Annotated in this window: 14 protein-coding genes; 9 read left to right on the plus strand and 5 right to left on the minus strand. The window is 70.8% G+C overall.

Annotation, left to right across the window (positions count from 1 at the left end; all coding sequences use genetic code 11):
• The first annotated feature begins 619 nt into the window (after positions 1–619).
• Both ABGB17_RS28565 and mgrA read left to right on the plus strand, forming a co-directional pair.
• Positions 620–2,710, plus strand: coding sequence for a S9 family peptidase (locus tag ABGB17_RS28565; RefSeq protein WP_347634995.1), 2,091 nt, complete (start codon positions 620–622; stop codon positions 2,708–2,710).
• Positions 2,707–3,714 carry an L-glyceraldehyde 3-phosphate reductase gene (gene mgrA / locus ABGB17_RS28570; RefSeq protein WP_347634996.1) on the plus strand — a complete coding sequence of 336 codons (1,008 nt, stop codon included), beginning with the start codon at positions 2,707–2,709 and terminating at the stop codon, positions 3,712–3,714. The genes ABGB17_RS28565 and mgrA overlap by 4 nt, the downstream gene beginning before the upstream one ends.
• An 89-nt stretch (positions 3,715–3,803) precedes the next feature.
• Here mgrA and ABGB17_RS28575 read toward each other — a convergent pair whose 3' ends face one another.
• Positions 3,804–6,380, minus strand: a complete 2,577-nt coding sequence (locus ABGB17_RS28575) for a lysylphosphatidylglycerol synthase transmembrane domain-containing protein (RefSeq protein ID WP_347634997.1) — start codon at positions 6,378–6,380, stop codon at positions 3,804–3,806.
• Positions 6,381–6,631: 251 nt separating this feature from the next.
• Between ABGB17_RS28575 and ABGB17_RS28580 the strand changes: the two genes are divergently transcribed.
• Positions 6,632–8,668 carry a molybdopterin-dependent oxidoreductase gene (locus tag ABGB17_RS28580; RefSeq protein ID WP_347634998.1) on the plus strand — a complete coding sequence of 679 codons (2,037 nt, stop codon included), beginning with the start codon at positions 6,632–6,634 and terminating at the stop codon, positions 8,666–8,668.
• Here ABGB17_RS28580 and ABGB17_RS28585 read toward each other — a convergent pair.
• The gene (locus ABGB17_RS28585; RefSeq protein ID WP_347634999.1) at positions 8,652–9,101 is read right to left on the minus strand and encodes a GNAT family N-acetyltransferase; all 450 of its coding nucleotides are present in this window, start codon (positions 9,099–9,101) and stop codon (positions 8,652–8,654) included. The genes ABGB17_RS28580 and ABGB17_RS28585 overlap by 17 nt on opposite strands.
• A gap of 107 nt (positions 9,102–9,208) precedes the next feature.
• Here ABGB17_RS28585 and ABGB17_RS28590 point away from each other — a divergent pair, with 107 nt between their 5' ends.
• Entirely contained in the window at positions 9,209–9,661 is a 453-nt protein-coding gene (locus ABGB17_RS28590; protein WP_347635000.1) for a hypothetical protein, read from the plus strand.
• 43 nt (positions 9,662–9,704) lie between these two features.
• Here ABGB17_RS28590 and ABGB17_RS28595 read toward each other — a convergent pair whose 3' ends face one another.
• Positions 9,705–10,076: a VOC family protein gene (locus tag ABGB17_RS28595; protein WP_347635001.1), complete on the minus strand. Its 372-nt coding sequence runs from the start codon at positions 10,074–10,076 to the stop codon at positions 9,705–9,707.
• A gap of 142 nt (positions 10,077–10,218) precedes the next feature.
• Between ABGB17_RS28595 and ABGB17_RS28600 the strand changes: the two genes are divergently transcribed.
• The 3 genes from ABGB17_RS28600 to ABGB17_RS28610 all read left to right on the plus strand — a co-directional run bounded on the left by ABGB17_RS28600 (position 10,219) and on the right by ABGB17_RS28610 (position 11,854).
• Complete coding sequence (locus ABGB17_RS28600) at positions 10,219–10,770, plus strand: RNA polymerase sigma factor (protein WP_347635002.1); 552 nt, start codon at positions 10,219–10,221, stop codon at positions 10,768–10,770.
• The gene (locus tag ABGB17_RS28605; protein ID WP_347635003.1) at positions 10,767–11,432 is read left to right on the plus strand and encodes a hypothetical protein; all 666 of its coding nucleotides are present in this window, start codon (positions 10,767–10,769) and stop codon (positions 11,430–11,432) included. Before ABGB17_RS28600 ends, ABGB17_RS28605 begins: the two co-directional genes overlap by 4 nt.
• 83 nt (positions 11,433–11,515) lie before the next feature.
• Entirely contained in the window at positions 11,516–11,854 is a 339-nt protein-coding gene (locus tag ABGB17_RS28610) for a hypothetical protein (RefSeq protein ID WP_347635004.1), read from the plus strand.
• Here the strand turns inward: ABGB17_RS28610 and ABGB17_RS28615 are convergent, their stop codons facing one another.
• The gene (locus ABGB17_RS28615; protein WP_347635005.1) at positions 11,855–13,105 is read right to left on the minus strand and encodes a mannosyltransferase family protein; all 1,251 of its coding nucleotides are present in this window, start codon (positions 13,103–13,105) and stop codon (positions 11,855–11,857) included.
• 214 nt (positions 13,106–13,319) lie between these two features.
• Between ABGB17_RS28615 and ABGB17_RS28620 the strand changes: the two genes are divergently transcribed.
• On the plus strand, positions 13,320–15,140 hold the full coding sequence (locus ABGB17_RS28620; RefSeq protein ID WP_347635006.1) for an acyl-CoA dehydrogenase: 1,821 nt from the start codon (positions 13,320–13,322) through the stop codon (positions 15,138–15,140).
• Positions 15,141–15,383: 243 nt separating this feature from the next.
• Positions 15,384–15,608 (plus strand): DUF6458 family protein, encoded by a 225-nt coding sequence (locus ABGB17_RS28625; RefSeq protein WP_347635007.1) that lies wholly within the window; start codon positions 15,384–15,386, stop codon positions 15,606–15,608.
• 27 nt (positions 15,609–15,635) lie between these two features.
• Here the strand turns inward: ABGB17_RS28625 and ABGB17_RS28630 are convergent, their stop codons facing one another.
• Entirely contained in the window at positions 15,636–15,947 is a 312-nt protein-coding gene (locus tag ABGB17_RS28630) for a Dabb family protein (RefSeq protein ID WP_347635008.1), read from the minus strand.
• Between the last annotated feature and the right edge of the window lie 50 nt (positions 15,948–15,997).

Below are 15,997 nucleotides of genomic sequence, written 5' to 3' on the forward strand. Positions count from 1 at the left end.
GTGTTAAGCACGCCGCCAGCGTTCGTCCTGAGCCAGGATCAAACTCTCCAAACAATGTCTGAAAAGAAACCCCAGCGAGAAACCCCTCGGCTAAAAGAGGCCTCTCATCAAAGGAAAACCATCCCCGCGAGCCCACACCGAAGCGCAGACCCCAGGGGACGGGGTTAATGCATATTCATGCACTGGCTTTTAGCACACTGTTGAGTTCTCAAGAAACGGACGCGTACACCGGCCGAGTCAGATCTTTTGATCCGACCCGCCGGGGCGGTTCGTTTTGCTTGTCCACAAGCCTAACCACGGGGCCGGAAGCGATGCAAATCGGGGGCAAACCCCGGCTTGACTTCTACTCCAGCCAACCCGCTAGCATATGGCCGCCCTGATCCAGAGCAACCCTGCAAACTTACCTGAACCAAACTCGCAAGGCAAGCCGAGCCAGGTAGATCTTTCACGGGGTGGTGCCGGACTCCGGGCACGCCCATGCCAGGCCGCCTAGGCGGTTGGTGTGGGGTGGTGCCGGGCGTTGCCGACGGGTCAAGATTAGCAGCCTTCCGGCGTGGCGGCGCACACTTCGGCATGAGTGTGCTGATCAGGTCCCGCGCCGGGTCATAGACTCGGCCAGGTGAGCAGCGACACACCTCCGGTGGCGAAGAAGGTTCCGGCCGAGCGCACGCATCACGGGGACACCGTGGTCGACGAGTACTCATGGCTGACCGACAAGGAAGATCCGGACACCATCGCCTACCTGGAGGCGGAGAACGCCTACACGCAGGCCGTCACGGGTCACCTCGCGGATCTCCAGGAGGACATCTTCCAGGAGATCAAGGGCCGCACCCAAGAGACCGACCTGTCCGTACCCACGCGCAAGGGCGGCTGGTGGTACTACTCCCGCACCGAGGAGGGCAAGCAGTACGGCATCCAGTGCCGCCTGCCCGCGCTGTCCGACACGCCGCCGGAGCCCACCCCGGGCAAGCCGCTCGACGGCGAGCAGGTCATGGTGGACGGCAACGAGCTGGCGGGGGACAGCCCCTTCTTCGCTGTCGGCACCACGTCCGTCTCCCCGGACGGCCGGCTGCTCGCCTACTCCACCGACTTCAGCGGCAACGAGCGCTTCACGCTGCGGTTCCGTGACCTCGACTCCGGCGAGACGCTGGCCGACGAGATCGCGGGCGTCTTCTACGGCGGCGCCTGGTCGGCGGACGCCTCGGCCTTCTTCTACACCACCATCGACGAGGCCTGGCGCCCCTACCGCGTGCACCGTCACATCATCGGCACGCCCGCCGACGAGGACGTGCTGGTCTACGAGGAGAACGACGAGCGCTTCTGGGTGGGCATCGGGCTGACGCGCAGCGAGCACTTCCTGGTGCTCAGCGCCGGCAGCAAGATCACCAGTGAGGTCCGCATCCTGGACGCGGAGTTCCCCACCGGCGAGTTCAGGGTCGTGCGCCCGCGCGTCACCGGTGTCGAGTACGCCATCGACCACGCCGGCGACCACTTCTTCGTGCTGCACAACGAGGGGGCCCGCAACTTCGAGCTGGCCACCGCCCCCATCGAGGACCCGGCGACCTGGACTCCGCTCATCGAGCACCGCGAGGACACGCGGCTCCTCGACGTGCAGGCGTTCGCCGGCCACGCCGCGGTGTACTTCCGCCGGGACGGCCTGACCGGCATCCGGGTGCTGCCGGAGGAGGGCGAGCCGTACGAGATCGAGTTCCCCGAGGTCGTCCACAGCGCCCAGCCCGCGGGGAACCCGGAGTTCCAGACGAGCAGGTTGCGGCTGGCGTACGCCTCGATGGTCACGCCGCCGTCGGTGTACGACTTCGATCTCACGGCGAGAAAGCTGATCCTGCTGAAGCGCCGCGCCGTGCTCGGTGGCTACGACCCGGCCGACTACGAGCAGTTCCGCGAGTGGGCGGTCGCCGGGGACGGCACCCGGGTGCCCGTCTCGATCGTGCGCAGGAAGGGCACCAGCGGCCCGGCGCCGACCGTGTTGTACGGCTACGGCAGCTACGAGACCTCCATCGACCCGGCCTTCTCGGTGGCGCGGCTCAGCCTGCTGGACCGTGGCTTCGTGTTCGCGATCGCCCACGTGCGCGGCGGCGGCGAGATGGGGCGCCGGTGGTACGAGGACGGCAAGCTCCTGCGCAAGAAGAACACCTTCACCGACTTCGTGGCGGTCGCCCGGCACATGAAGGAGTCGGGCTGGTCCGGCCCCATCGTGGCGCGGGGCGGCTCGGCGGGCGGCCTGCTGATGGGTGCGGTGGCCAACCTCGCCCCGGAGGTGTTCGCCGGGGTGGTGGCCGAGGTGCCGTTCGTGGACGCGCTGAACACGATCCTCGACCCCTCGCTCCCTCTCACGGTCATCGAGTGGGACGAATGGGGCGACCCCCTGCACAACGCCGACGTCTACGCCTACATGAAGTCGTACACCCCATACGAGAACATCGACGACCGCGCGTATCCCCCCATCCTCGCCATCACCAGCCTGAACGACACCCGTGTGCTCTACCACGAGCCCGCCAAGTGGGTCGCCCGGCTGCGCGCCACGGCCCGTGGCGGCCCGTTCCTGCTGAAGACCGAGATGGGCGCCGGGCACGGCGGCCGCAGCGGCAGGTACGACGCCTGGCGCGAGGAGGCGTTCGCCCTGTCGTGGATCCTCGACCGCGCCGCGTCGGCGGCGGTGGAATCGCAAGGCACAGGAGAGACGAAGTGACGTACACGGCGGCGGACGACCGCTACGACAGGCAGCCCTACAACCGGTCCGGGCGGAGCGGGCTGAAGCTGCCGGCGGTGTCCCTCGGGCTCTGGCACAACTTCGGGGACGACAAGCCGATCGAGACCCAGCGCGCCACGCTGCGCCGGGCGTTCGACCTGGGCGTGACCCACTTCGACCTCGCCAACAACTACGGCCCGCCGGCCGGCACGGCCGAACGCAACTTCGGCACGATCTTCGCGCAGGACTTCCGCCCGTACCGCGACGAGCTGATCATCTCCACCAAGGCCGGGTACGACATGTGGCCCGGCCCGTACGGCGAGTGGGGCTCACGCAAGTACGTCCTGGCCAGCCTGGACCAGTCCCTGGCCCGCATGGGCCTCGACTACGTCGACATCTTCTACAGCCACCGCCCGGACCCGGACACTCCTCTCGAGGAGACGATGGGCGCGCTGGACACCGCCGTGCGCTCGGGCCGCGCGCTGTACGCGGGCATCTCCAACTACACACCCGAGCAGACCAGGGAGGCGGCCCGCCTGCTGCGCGAGATGGGCACGCCGCTGCTCATCCACCAGCCGCGGTACTCGATGTTCGACCGCTGGATCGAGGACGGCCTGCTGGACGTGCTCGAGGAGGTCGGCGCGGGCTGCATCCCGTTCTCGCCGCTGGCGCAGGGCATGCTGACCGACCGCTACCTGCACGGCATCCCCGAGGACTCGCGGGCGGCCAAGGAGCGGTTCCTGCGCCCGGCCCAGCTCACCGACGACGTGCTGCGCCGGGTCCGCACGCTGAACGACATCGCGGCGGACCGCGGCCAGTCGCTGGCGCAGATGGCGCTGGCGTGGGCGTTGCGCGACAAGCGGGTCACCTCGGTGCTGATCGGCGCGAGCGGGGTCAGGCAACTGGAGGACAACGTCGCCGCGGTGGACAACCTGGAGTTCTCCCCCGACGAGCTGGCCGCCATCGAGAAGGAGATCGCCCAGCCGGGTGCGCCGCTGGTGTGACGAGGACCGGCCCCGTCCACAGGCGGGGGCCGCTCCGGTCCAAGGGGGCGGGGTCCTGCCGCGCCGGCTCCAGGGCGTGGAAGGGCGGCTTACAGGGCCTCGTGTCGCTGCAGCCAGGCGAACGAGGCCCAGCCGGGCAGCACCGGCAGCCAGAAGGTCAGCAGCCGGAACAGCAGCACGGCCGAGGTGGCGACGGTGCCGGGCAGCCCGGACAGGGTGAGGCCGAGCGACAGGGACGCCTCCACCGCGCCGAGACCGCCGGGGGTGGGTGCGGCGGACCCGATGGCGTTGCCGGCGAGGAACACGATGGCCACGGCGGTGAAGCTGAGCGATTCCCCGAAGGCCCGCACGCAGGCGTCCAGGCAGACCACGAACGCGAAGGTGAGCAGCAGCGTGCCGCTGAGCCCTTCGATGATCTTGCGGGGTGACTGGAGCACGTCGAGCAGCCGCGGCATGACCCCGGAGAACAGCGGCCGGACGCGGGCGGCCAGCATGCGCCGGAGCTGCGGCACGGCGAGCACGATGAGCACGAGCACGGCCGCGGACAGCAGCACGATGACGAGCCCGCGGGACGGGCTGAGCGACGGCGCGGCCTTGGAGCCGGTGATGTACCCGAACAGCAGCAGGAGCACGATGTGGCAGCCGAGCCCGACCAGTTGTGAGGCCCCCACGCTGGCGACCGCGAGACCGGGCGCGATGCCGCGTTTCTGCAGGTAGCGGGAGTTGATGGCGACGCCGCTCACCGCGGCGGGCGCGACCAGCTTGACGAACGAGCCGGCGAACTGGGCGAGCACGGTGCGGCCGAGGGGCAGCCGTTCGGGCACGAAGCCGCGCAGCATGAGGGCGGCGGCGACGTAGCTGAGCATGGCGGCGCCGAGCGCGACCCCGCCCCAGCCCCATTTGGCGGTCGCGATGACCTGTACGAGGTTGACCCGGCTGAGCTGGGACAGCAGGAAGTACGCGGCGAGCGCGCTCGCGATGATCGTGACGAGCATGCGCGGCTGGAACCGCTCCAGCCGCACCTCCTCGACCTGCACCTGCGTGGTGAGGGCGAGGATGTGCTCGCGCAGTTCCGGCAGTAGTTGCTTGTCCCGGCCGACCTCGGCACGGGTGCCCCGGGTGAGGGCGATGCGCTGCAGCAGCGGGAGCGCGCCCGCGAGGGCCTGCTTGGGGATGACCCGTGCGGCGGAGGCCACCGACCGTTCGGGGCCGACCCGCAGCGACAGGTACGTGAGGAGCTGGGCGACGTCGAGACGCAGCAGCAGGTCGCCCGCGGCGATCTCGCCGCTGCGGGCGTCCATGAGCACGACCTCGCCGTCGTCGTCGACGTGGATGCTGTCGCCGGTGAGCCTGCGGTGCGCGAGCCGGTTGGCCTGGAGCAGCTCCACCTGCTTCCAGATCTTGACGAGCAGCTCGTCGGTCAGCTCATCGTCCGGCACGTCGGCGAGCTGGCGGGTGCCGAGGTGCTCGTACGCCAGCAGCGCGGCCTCGGTGCCGATCTCGCTGGTGCCGACCAGCCGGGGGGTGCGCACGCCCGCGGCCTGGGCGGCGTACGCCATCAGCGCCTCGCGCTCCAGCTCGGCGCGCAGGGAACGGATGGCCCGGCGCCGGGTCTCGGAGTTGAGCCGGATGCGGCGCCAGAGCCGGTAGAGCACCCCGGCGACCTGGCGGTCCCGGTCGAGCACGGTGACGTCGAGGCGGCGGTCGTCGGTCATCAGGACGGCGTACCGGCGGCTGCCCTGGGCGTCGTCGGCGATGCGCTGCGCCTTGGCGGGCACGAAGCCGAGGCGCCGCAGCGCGGTGACGACGGTGCCGCCGGGCGGCCGCGGGTTGGGGCTGCCGACGACGTACAGGGTGGCGTAGCCGACGGCGAGGCCGACGAGGTAGGTGACGAAGACGCCGAGCACGGTGGCCTCGGCGGCGGTGAACAGCGCGAAGACGTCCAGCGCGACGGCCATCCACATCAGGCCGCGCCAGGTGGGGCGCCGGGACAGGCGCACGGCGGTGATGTACGCCACGACCGAGGTGAGCAGCGTGTTGATCGGCTCGACCCCGGTGCGGTTGCCGGTGAGCAGCACACGCAGGTCGTCGGGCCCGGCCACGGCGAGCCACTCGCCGAGCACGAACGAGCCGAGCATGCCGATGATCGCCGCGATCAGACCCTCGGCGACGCGCACGCCGTCACGGTGGAAGACGCGCTCCACGGCGAACGCGGCGGGCACGATGAGCACCGCGGCGCCCGCCAGGAACCCGGCGACGCCGATCAGCAGGTCGGGGGCGCGGCTGGTGCCGTCGGTGACGTCCTGCTCCAGGCCGTTGAGGGTCTGCTTGGCGATCAGCGCCAGCAGCACGACCCCGGCGAGGACGGCGAGGGTGGCGAGGAACCGCAGGGCGTCGGACGAGCGGCGGATGCGCTGGGGCAGCAGTGGCTCGACGACCACCACGGGCGCCTCCCCGAAGGCACGGGCGGGGGGTTCGTCCGGTTCCGCCACCGCGACGGCGACGGCCGCCTCCTCCGTGACGCTCCCCTCCGGAGGCTCGGGCTCGGACGGAGTGCCGTTGGCGGGCGGAGGGGTGGCGCCGGAGGTGAGCGCGACGGAGCCGGCCGCGGAGGGTTGTTCCCCCGCGGCCTTGTCTGCCTCGTCCCGTTCCGTGATCTCCGTCACCGCCCGCGTCTACCTACACATCCAGTCATAAGGTCTTTCCCACCGCTAATCATGATTGACTCTACGAATCCCCCCGGCATGGCGCGCGATCTTCGGCTGAACCGGTGCACCTCGGCCATTCGCTGACACTCTACGGCGCGCCCCCCGGTAAGGGCCCAGCCGAAAAACCACACGCCACCGGCCCCAAGGCGGGGCGAGGGACGAGCACACCCCCTCCCGGCCGCGGTACGCAAGCTATGTACCGTCTATTCATGACCCGTGAGTTGAACGTTCTCGGTGCCTGCCCCCTGGACTGCCCGGACACCTGTTCCTGGGTGGTCACCGTGCGGGACGGCGAGGCCGTGCGCCTGCGGGGCAACCCCGACCAGCCGTACACCAAGGGCGCGTTGTGCGTGAAGGTGAACCGCTACGTCGAGCACACGAAGGCCGCCGACCGCATCCTGTACCCCATGCGGCGGGTCGGCCCCAAGGGCGCGGGCCGATTCGAGCGCGTCACGTGGGACGAGGCGCTGGACGAGATCGCGGAGAGGCTCACCGCGATCGTCGGCGAGCACGGCGGCGAGGCCATCTGGCCGTACCAGGGCACCGGGACGCTCGGTTACATCCAGGGTGAGACCGGCCAGGCCGGGCGGCGGTTGTGGAACGCGCTCGGGGCGTCCTTCCACGACCTGAACATCTGCTCGCGGGCCGGCAACACCGGGCTGCGCATGACCAACGGCACGCCGGGCGGCATGGACCCCGAGACGTTCGCCCTGTCCCGGCTGATCCTGCTGTGGGGCACCAACACCCTGACCAGCGGTCACCACCTGTGGAAGTTCATCCAGCGTGCGCGGGCGGACGGCGCGCACGTCGTGGCGATCGACCCGGTCAGGACGAGGACCGCGGACCAGTGCGACGAGCACCTGGCGATCCGGCCGGGCACCGACGCGGTGCTGGCGCTGGCGCTGCTGCACGTGGTGCTGGACGAGGGCGCGCAGGACGAGGAGTACCTGGAGCGCCACACCCGGGGCTGGGCGGACTTCGAGGAGGAGATCCGCAGGTACCCGCCGCACGTCGCCGCGGACGTCACCGGCATACCGGAGAAGGCCATCCGCGCGCTCGGGGTGCGTCTCGCGCACACCCGCCCGACCGGCATCCGCGCCACGATGGGCCTGCAGCGGCACCGGGGCGGCGGCACCGCGCTGCGGACCATCGCCGCCATCCCCGGCGTCACCGGCGACTGGCGCCACCCGGGCGGCGGCGTCTCGTACTCGACGAGCGGCCACGTGCCGATCCAGGCCGACACCCGGCTCGACCTGCTGCCCGCCGGGCCGGTGCGGTCGCTGACCATGACCCGTCTCGCCGAGGGCCTGGAGGACACCGCGAACCCGGTCAAGTGCCTGTGGGTGTACGCGGCCAACCCCATGGGCAGCACGTCGGACCAGAACCGCGTGCGCCGCGGCCTGCTCAGGGACGACCTGTTCACCGTGGTCATGGAGCAGTTCCCCACCGACACCGTCGACCACGCCGACATCGTGCTGCCGGCCACCATGCAGTTCGAGCACACCGACCTGCACGCCGGGTACGGCCACATGTACCTGATGTGGAACGAGCCCGCCGTGCCGCCGCCCGGGGAGTGCCTGTCCACCACCGAGACGTTCCGCCGGCTGGCGCGGCGCCTCGGCCTCACCGACCCCTCGCTGTACGACTCGGACCTGGAGATCGCCCGGCAGTTGTTGTCGGGGGGACACCCGTACCTGGAGGGCGTCACGGTGGAGCGGCTGCGGGCGGAGGGCTGGGTGCGGCTCAACGTGCCCGACCCGTTCGTGCCGTTCAGCGGCGGCTTCCCCACGGCGTCCGGACGGCTGGAGTTCCCCGGGCCCGGCGAGGCGTACGTCGAGCCGTTCACCGTGCGGGCCGCCGGGCCGTACAAGCTGGCGATGATCACCCCGGCGTCGCACACGTTCCTCAACACGATCTTCGGCAACAACCCCGAACTGGCCCGCCGGGCGGGCGGGCCGAAGGTCGTGGTCAGCGAGAAGGACGCCGCGGACCGGGGCCTGCGCGACGGGCAGAGCGTGCGGGTGTTCAACGACAACGGCGAGCTGGCCGCCGAGCTGGAGATCAGCGACCGGGTGGCGCCGGGGGTGGTCATGACGCCGAAGGGCCACTGGCCGAAGCTCAGCCCCGGCGGGGTGAACGCCAACGTGCTGGTGGACGAGCGCGACGCCGACATGGGCCGCGGGGCCGTGTACCACGACAATCTGGTGGAGATCGCGCCGTTGGACGGCCCTACAGCATCAGCTTGAACCCCACGTGGGAGTCGACGAAGCCGAGCGAGGTGTAGAAGCGGTGCGCGTCGGCGCGGGCCTTGTCGCTGGTGAGCTGCACCATGCGGCAGCCGCGCTCGCGCGCCCGCTCCACGGCCAGGCGCATCATCTGCCGCCCGAGGCCCTGGCCGCGCATCGCGGCGCCGACCCGGACGGCCTCGACGAGCGCGCGCTCGCCGCCCCGGCGGGACAGGCCGGGGATGTAGGTGATCTGCATGGTGCCGACCACCCGGCCCTCGGACTCCGCGACGATCAGCTCCTGCCGCGGGTCGGCGTCGATGGCCTCGAAGGCCGTCACGTACACCTCGTCGCCGGGGTCGCCCTCACGCCCGGCCCCGATCTCGTCGTCGATCAGCAGGCCCACGATCAGGGGGACGTCCTCGCGGCGCGCGGCGCGGAAGCTCACAGACATGAGCGCAGGCTATCGACGGCCCTGACACCTGCCGGAGACGGCCCCGGGGTCGAAATCAGGGTTCGCCCCCGATGTGCCGGCCGGGGCGGCGGGGGCACTGTAGGGGCATGAAGGAAGAACTGACTCGACGCGACGAGATGTCGCTCGCCGGCGCCGCCCTGCGTGGCGCGCCCTGGAAGACCGCGGCGATCACCGGTGGGACGGCCGCGGCGATCAGTACGGGACTCGGGCTCATCGGCGGGGACCCGGACCTGAGCTGGGCCCTGTGCCTGGGGATCAGTCTGTTCACCCTGGTCGCGGCCATCGGCGCGGTCCGCAAGCCCGCCGTCGGCGACCGGGTGACCCGGCAGGCCCGCGTGTGGTCGCTGCGGCACCCGTGGCGCTTCGCGCTCTACCCCGGCATCGGGGCGGCCGTGCTGATGTACCCGGTCCAGCTCGTCTTCGACCACGAGGGAGTGTTCGGCGCGGCGTTGGACGCGCTGTGGAGCGGCGCGCTGGTCTACCTGGTCGCGGGGGTGCTCACGTTCATCGTCCGCGGGCGGGCCGCCGGCGTCCGCTGAGCCGTCACGCACGAAGCCCGCTCCCGGTCGCCGGGGGCGGGCTTCAGCGTTCCGCGGCGCTCATGCAGACGCAGAACTCGTTCTCCTCGGGGTCGAGGAGGATCACCCACCCGGTGCCGTCGTCCTCGCGGCGGTCCTCGTAGACGGTGGCGCCGAGCTTGACGAGGCGCTCGACCTCCTCGTCCCGGGTGCCGTCACCGGACGGGCGGACGTCCAGGTGCACGCGGTTCTTGGCGGTCTTGCCCTCCGGCACCTTGATGAACAGCAGATGCGGCCCGGCGGGGTTGACGAGCATCACCTCGTCGTCGGCGGGGTCGGTCTCCTCGTGGAACGGCAGCCCGGTGGCCTGGTGCCACCATTCGGCCAGTTCGTAGGGCCGGGAGCAGTCGATGGTCAGGTTGTGCACAGAGATCATGCGCCCACCCAAGCGCACCACCGGTGAACAGGTCAAACACGTTCCGCTTACCGGCCGCTGACATCCGGCCTGAAACACTTCCGGCTGTCCGGACACGCATGGAGACGAGCGGCCGCATGCTCCCCAGCGGAAGGACAGCGGAGTGGGACCACCCGACCCCCGGATGCGTTTCGAGGAGATCTACACCGCGAACTACGCGGACCTCCTCGGCTACGTCCGCCGGCGCACCGAGTCCGCCGACGACGCCGCGGACGCGCTCGCCGAGACGTTCACGACGGCCTGGCGCCGCCTGGACGACGTCCCCGAAGGGGAGCGCGCCCGCCTGTGGCTGTACGGCGTGGCCCGGCGGGTGCTCGCCAACCAGCGCAGAGGCGCGTCGCGGCGCACCGCGCTGGCCTCCCGGCTGCGTGAGGAGCTGAGCGCCTGGGAGGAGGACGCGCCGCACCAGGACACCGGCGCGATCCGGGCGGCGTTCCAGCGGCTCTCCCCCGACGACCGCGAGCTGTTGTCGCTGGTCAGCTGGGAGGGCTTGGACAGCGCGCAGATCGCGTCCGTGCTCGGCTGCTCGCGGGGCGCGGTGCGCATCCGGCTGCACCGTGCGCGCAAGCGCCTGGCGGCGGAGCTGGAGGCCGCGGAGCTCGATCTGACCCGGTACGGCCCGCGGGCCGCCGCGCTCGTGAAGGGGCAGCCATGAGGACCGCCGACATCGACCGCCTGGTCGCCTCACTCGCCCCGGGCACCGGTCCGGGCCTGACCCCCGGCGCACGGGAGCTGCTCGACGAGATCGTCGCGACCTCTCAGGTGCCGGTGCGGCCGCGCCCGGCCCTGACGGCGCGCCTGGCCAGGCTCGCGCCGCTGGTCCGCCACCGGCTGCTCGCCCCGCTCACCGTCGCCGTCGTGCTGCTGACCTGGACGTTGCCGGGCGGCCTCGGCCCCGGTCTCGGGCCGCGGCCCACCGAAGCGCTGGAGATCAACCGGTCCGGGGTGTACTTCAGCGTCGTCGTGAAGGACGTCTACGCCGACAAGCGCTCCTACCGGCGGGAACTCGCCGCCCACGGAGTGCCGCTCTCCATGGTCGTGGTGCCCGGCCGGCCCGGCTCGGTGGGGCAGGTCGTCGTCGTGACCGGCGGCCCCCTCGGGTTCACCAGGTCAGGGAAGGTCTGGTGGACCGTCCCCGACAGGCGCGACATCGCCCCCCTGCCTGTCGCGGCGTACTGCGACACGGCAGAACACTGCCCGATCGGCATGCTCGTCCGTGCCGGATATCAGAACAGGGGCACGGTGTGGGTGGCCCGCAGGGCCCTGCCCGGCGAGAACTACGTCTTCCCCACCAGGGTGACCGTCCAGCCCAGTTGACCCCCCAGCCCAGTTGACCCCCCAGCCTCTCCACCGCCACGCCTTCCATCGGCGTGCCAGAAGAACGGATCCCTTTCATGATCATGCTTCGACTTCTGTTCTGGGCGGCACGGTCAGTGTTCGCGCTGACCCGCCGTCCCTCGTGCACCACGCTCGTGCTGCTCGTGGCCCTCCCGTTGACCGCGTACGTCGCGTGGAAGGCCGGGGGAGGCGGCGGGCCGGCGCCCGCGGCCGTCCCCGTCTCGACGGTGGTCTACCAGGCGGGCGGCCCGGCGGTGCACTACGTGAGCAAGAACGGCGACCGGGTCGTCCAGGTGGTGCGCATCCCCGGGCCACGCGCCGGGACGGTGTTCTTCTCCGTGGACGGGCAGCGGACGCGTGCCTTCGAGGTCCCGCCTCTGCCCGAGAAGCGTTCCGGCTGATCAGCCGATCCAGGCGCCGGTCGTGAAGTTGCCGACGTTGATCGCCATGACCGGGATCATGACACCCAGGGTCACGTACCAGACCCATGGCCGGCGCATCCCCACCACCCCGATGGCGATCCACAGGGGGAACCACGTCAGCGACGCCCGGCCGACCGACAGGTAGAACTCCGACAGGACGAGGAAGGACAGCACCTGCGGCGTGATGTACGCCAGTTCGGGCCAGCGGCGGCGAATGCCGAGCACGACCGCCAGACCCACCAGCACGACCGCGGCGATGATCTCCTCGTAGTAGGCGACGGTCAGCGTCGGTTCACCGGCGGCCCGGTTCCAGGTGTTGAGCAGGGCCTCCCACGGCAGGACGGGATGCCGGCCCCAGTACTGGGCCTGCACGGTGTTGTAGGCCAGCCAGTCACCCGTGCGGGTCCACTGGTAGACGGTGTAGAGCACGATCGGCACGCCGGGCAGCAGCAGCCACGGCGCGCGGCGCACACCCCCCGGGGCGCGCAGGCCGTTCCTGGCGATCAGGTACATGACGAGGATGCCGAACGCCAGGAACAGGCCGGAGATGCGGACGGCCGTCGCCAGGGCCGCGCACATCCCCGCGTCCTCCCAGCGGCCCTGCCGGGCCAGCAGCCACGCGGGGATCGCCAGGGCCAGGAACAGCGCCTCGGAGTAGCCGGTGTAGAGGAACGCCGCGAACGGGCTGAGGAACAGGGCCGCCACCGCGTACCTGCCGCTGCCGGCGCGGTACGACTCGGCCAGCCGGGACAGCGCGACCGCCACCACGGCGCTGGCCACCAGCGAGATCAGGACCGTGATCAGCCTGCCGTCGTGGATGACCGGTTTCAGGGCCTTGATCAGGATCGCCATGCCGGGGAAGAACGCGGGCAGCTTGCCGCTGTCCTGCATGCCCGGCGGGCCGTCGTAGCCGTACTCGGCGATGGCGATGAAGTTCTCGGCGTCCCAGCGGGTGAGCCGGTTGAGGAACGGGTCGGTGGTGCGGCCGGGCCCGGCCAGGTACATGTAGATGAGGAACCCGATGTGCGACGCGAACCAGATGAGCAGCGCTATCCGGTCGCCCGTGTCCGTCATCCACCGCGGCGGCCACCATAAGCCCGGTGTCTCCTCGCCTTCCGGCGGCTTCTCGCCCTCTGGCGGCTTCTCGCCGTCCTGCGGCCCGGCCGCCTGGGCGGCGCGGGTCAGGTCGTCCATGTCCGAGGGGGTGGTTCTCGTGCCCTGCTCCGTCACGGGCAAATACTCATATGCCCAAACAAAGCCTGACAAGCCGCCGTGAAAGTTGCATCCTCTCAGCCGGCCGACCGCGCGCCACGTCCCGGACGGGGCGGGAGCCTGGACGTGAGGGTGAGCATGCCGTTCCCCCACCCCGCCAGGGGGTTACTGACGGGTAGCAAACGCGGTAAGGTTACTCGCCAGTACGTTCTGACGGTTCGAGGAGACGCGCGTGGGCCACTACAAGAGCAATGTCCGCGACCTGGAGTTCAACCTCTTCGAGATGCTCGGACGCCAGGACGTCCTCGGCACCGGGCACTTCGCCGACCTCGACGAGGAGACCGTGCGCAGCATCCTGGACGAGGCCGACCGCCTCGCCACGGACGTGCTGGCCGATTCGTTCGAGGAGGGCGACCGCACGCCGCCCGTCTTCGACCCCGTGACGCACTCGGTGACGACGCCCCCGCGGTTCCGCAGGTCGTTCGAGAGGCTGCGCGACGCCGGCTGGACCAACATCGACCTGCCGCAGGAGCTCGGCGGCCCCGGCCTGCCGCGCAGCGTGACGTGGGCGGTGGCCGAGATGGTGCTCGGCGCCAACCCGGCGCTGTGGCTGTACGCGGGCGGGCCGGCCTTCGCCCGCATCCTGCACACCCTCGGCACCCCGGACCAGAAGCGCTTCGCCGAGCTCGCCATCGAGCGGAGCTGGGGCGCCACCATGGTGCTCACCGAGCCGGACGCCGGGTCGGACGTCGGCGCCGGGCGCAGCCGCGCCGTGCGGCAGCCGGACGGCACCTGGCACATCGAGGGCGTCAAGCGCTTCATCACGAGCGCCGAGCACGACCTCGCCGACAACATCTTCCACCTGGTGCTGGCCCGCCCCGAGGGGGCGCGGCCGGGCACCAAGGGCCTGTCGATGTTCCTCGTGCCGAAGTACCACGTGGACCTCGCGACCGGCGAGCTCGGCGAGCGCAACGGCGTGTACGTGACCAACGTCGAGCACAAGATGGGCCTGAAGGCCTCCACCACCTGCGAGCTGACCTTCGGCGAGAAGCACCCGGCCGTGGGCACGCTGGTCGGGGAGGCGCACGACGGCATCCGGCAGATGTTCATGATCATTGAGCACGCCCGCATGCTGGTCGGCACCAAGGCCATCGCCACCCTGTCCACCGGCTACCTCAACGCGCTGGAGTACGCCAAGCAGCGCGTGCAGGGCGCCGACCTCGCCCAGATGGCCGACAAGAGCGCCCCGCGCGTCCCCATCACCCGTCACCCGGACGTGCGGCGCGAGCTGATGCTGCAGAAGTCCTACGCCGAGGGCATGCGCGCCCTGGTGCTGTACACCGCCACGTTCCAGGACGCGGTGCAGATCGCCGAGGCCGCCGGCACCACGGACGCCGCGGCCGAGGCGATGAACGACCTGCTGCTGCCGATCGTCAAGGGTGTCGGGTCCGAGCGGTCGTACGAGATGCTGTCCCGGTCCCTGCAGACGCTCGGCGGCTCGGGCTACCTGCAGGACTACCCGATCGAGCAGTACATCAGAGACGCCAAGATCGACTCGCTGTACGAGGGCACCACGGCGATCCAGGGGCAGGACCTGTTCTTCCGCAAGGTCCTGCGCAACCAGGGCGCCGCGCTCGGCGCGCTGCTCGGCGAGATCACGGCGTTCGCGGGCTCCGAGGCGGGCAACGGCCGGCTCAAGCAGGAGCGTGCGCTGCTGCAGGAGGCCGCCGCCGACGTCAAGGCGATGGCCGACACCATGGCCGGCTGGGCGATCTCCGCGATGGAGACCCCCGCGGAGATCTACAAGGTGGGCCTGAACACCACCCGGTTCCTGCTGGCCCTCGGCGACCTGGTCATCGGCTGGCTGCTGCTGCGGCAGGCCGAGGTGGCGCTGAACGCCCTCACCGGCCCGAAGGACACCGCTTTCTACACCGGCAAGGTGGCCGCGGCGACGTTCTTCGCCCAGACCGTGCTGCCGCGTCTCGCGGCCGAGCGCCGCATCGCCGCCGCGACCGACCAGAGCCTGATGGACCTGCCCGAGGACGCTTTTTAGGCCTGTTCTCCGCACGAGCCCGAGAAGCCGTTGATCAGGCGCTACGTGCCATACGGGGCGTCGAGGGCGATGTGCGGAGAACAGGCCTAGGCCCACGGGGAGAGGCACCCGATCCGGCGCGGCGGCTGCACGCCGCGCCGGATCGCCGTGCCCGCCGGGAATTCGGTGCTGGGAGCGCGAGCGGCCGCGTATTACCCTGCCTCTAGGCGCTCTTTACCGAATCGTCGAGTCCCGGAGGTCTAAATGGGCATCGGGGTCAGCATCTTCTTCCTGACCATCGGGGCGATCCTGAAATTCGCCATAGATCCAGACGTGCTCGGCAGCAGCGTGCACATCGACATCATCGGCGTGATCTTCATGGTCGTCGGCGGCGTCGGCTTGCTGCTGAGCGTCGTGTTCATGAACCGCCGCGGCCGGACCTCCGACGACCACCTGCTGGACCACGAACGCAACCCCCCGACGGTCTGAACCGCCCCGGCCGGGCCGCCGTCGCCGCTACCGCTCCCCGAGCGCCGGGAGCTCGTACTGCACCGCCGCCCGGCTCGCCATGATCGGCCTGATCGCGCGCTCGATCACGTCGCGGTGCACCGGGTGGTCGCGGTAGACGAGGTAGTCCTCCGCGGAGTCGAAGTCCGCGACGACCACGAACTCGTGGTTGCCCGGGTTGATCCCCGCGTCGGGCCCCATCTCGTAGCGGCGGATCTCCGGGATCGCCCCCGGAAGCTTGCCGAGCTCCGCCACGAGGCCCGCCTTCTGCTCCTCGGTGGTCCCCGCGATCCACGTGAACATCACGACATGCCGAAACACGATCTCTCCTTAGGACGGCTGCCCGCCAGCGTACGGGCACGCGAGAGGGC

Origin of the sequence: Sphaerisporangium sp. B11E5, assembly GCF_039871875.1 — a bacterium.
Classification (GTDB): Bacteria; Actinomycetota; Actinomycetes; order Streptosporangiales; family Streptosporangiaceae; genus Sphaerisporangium.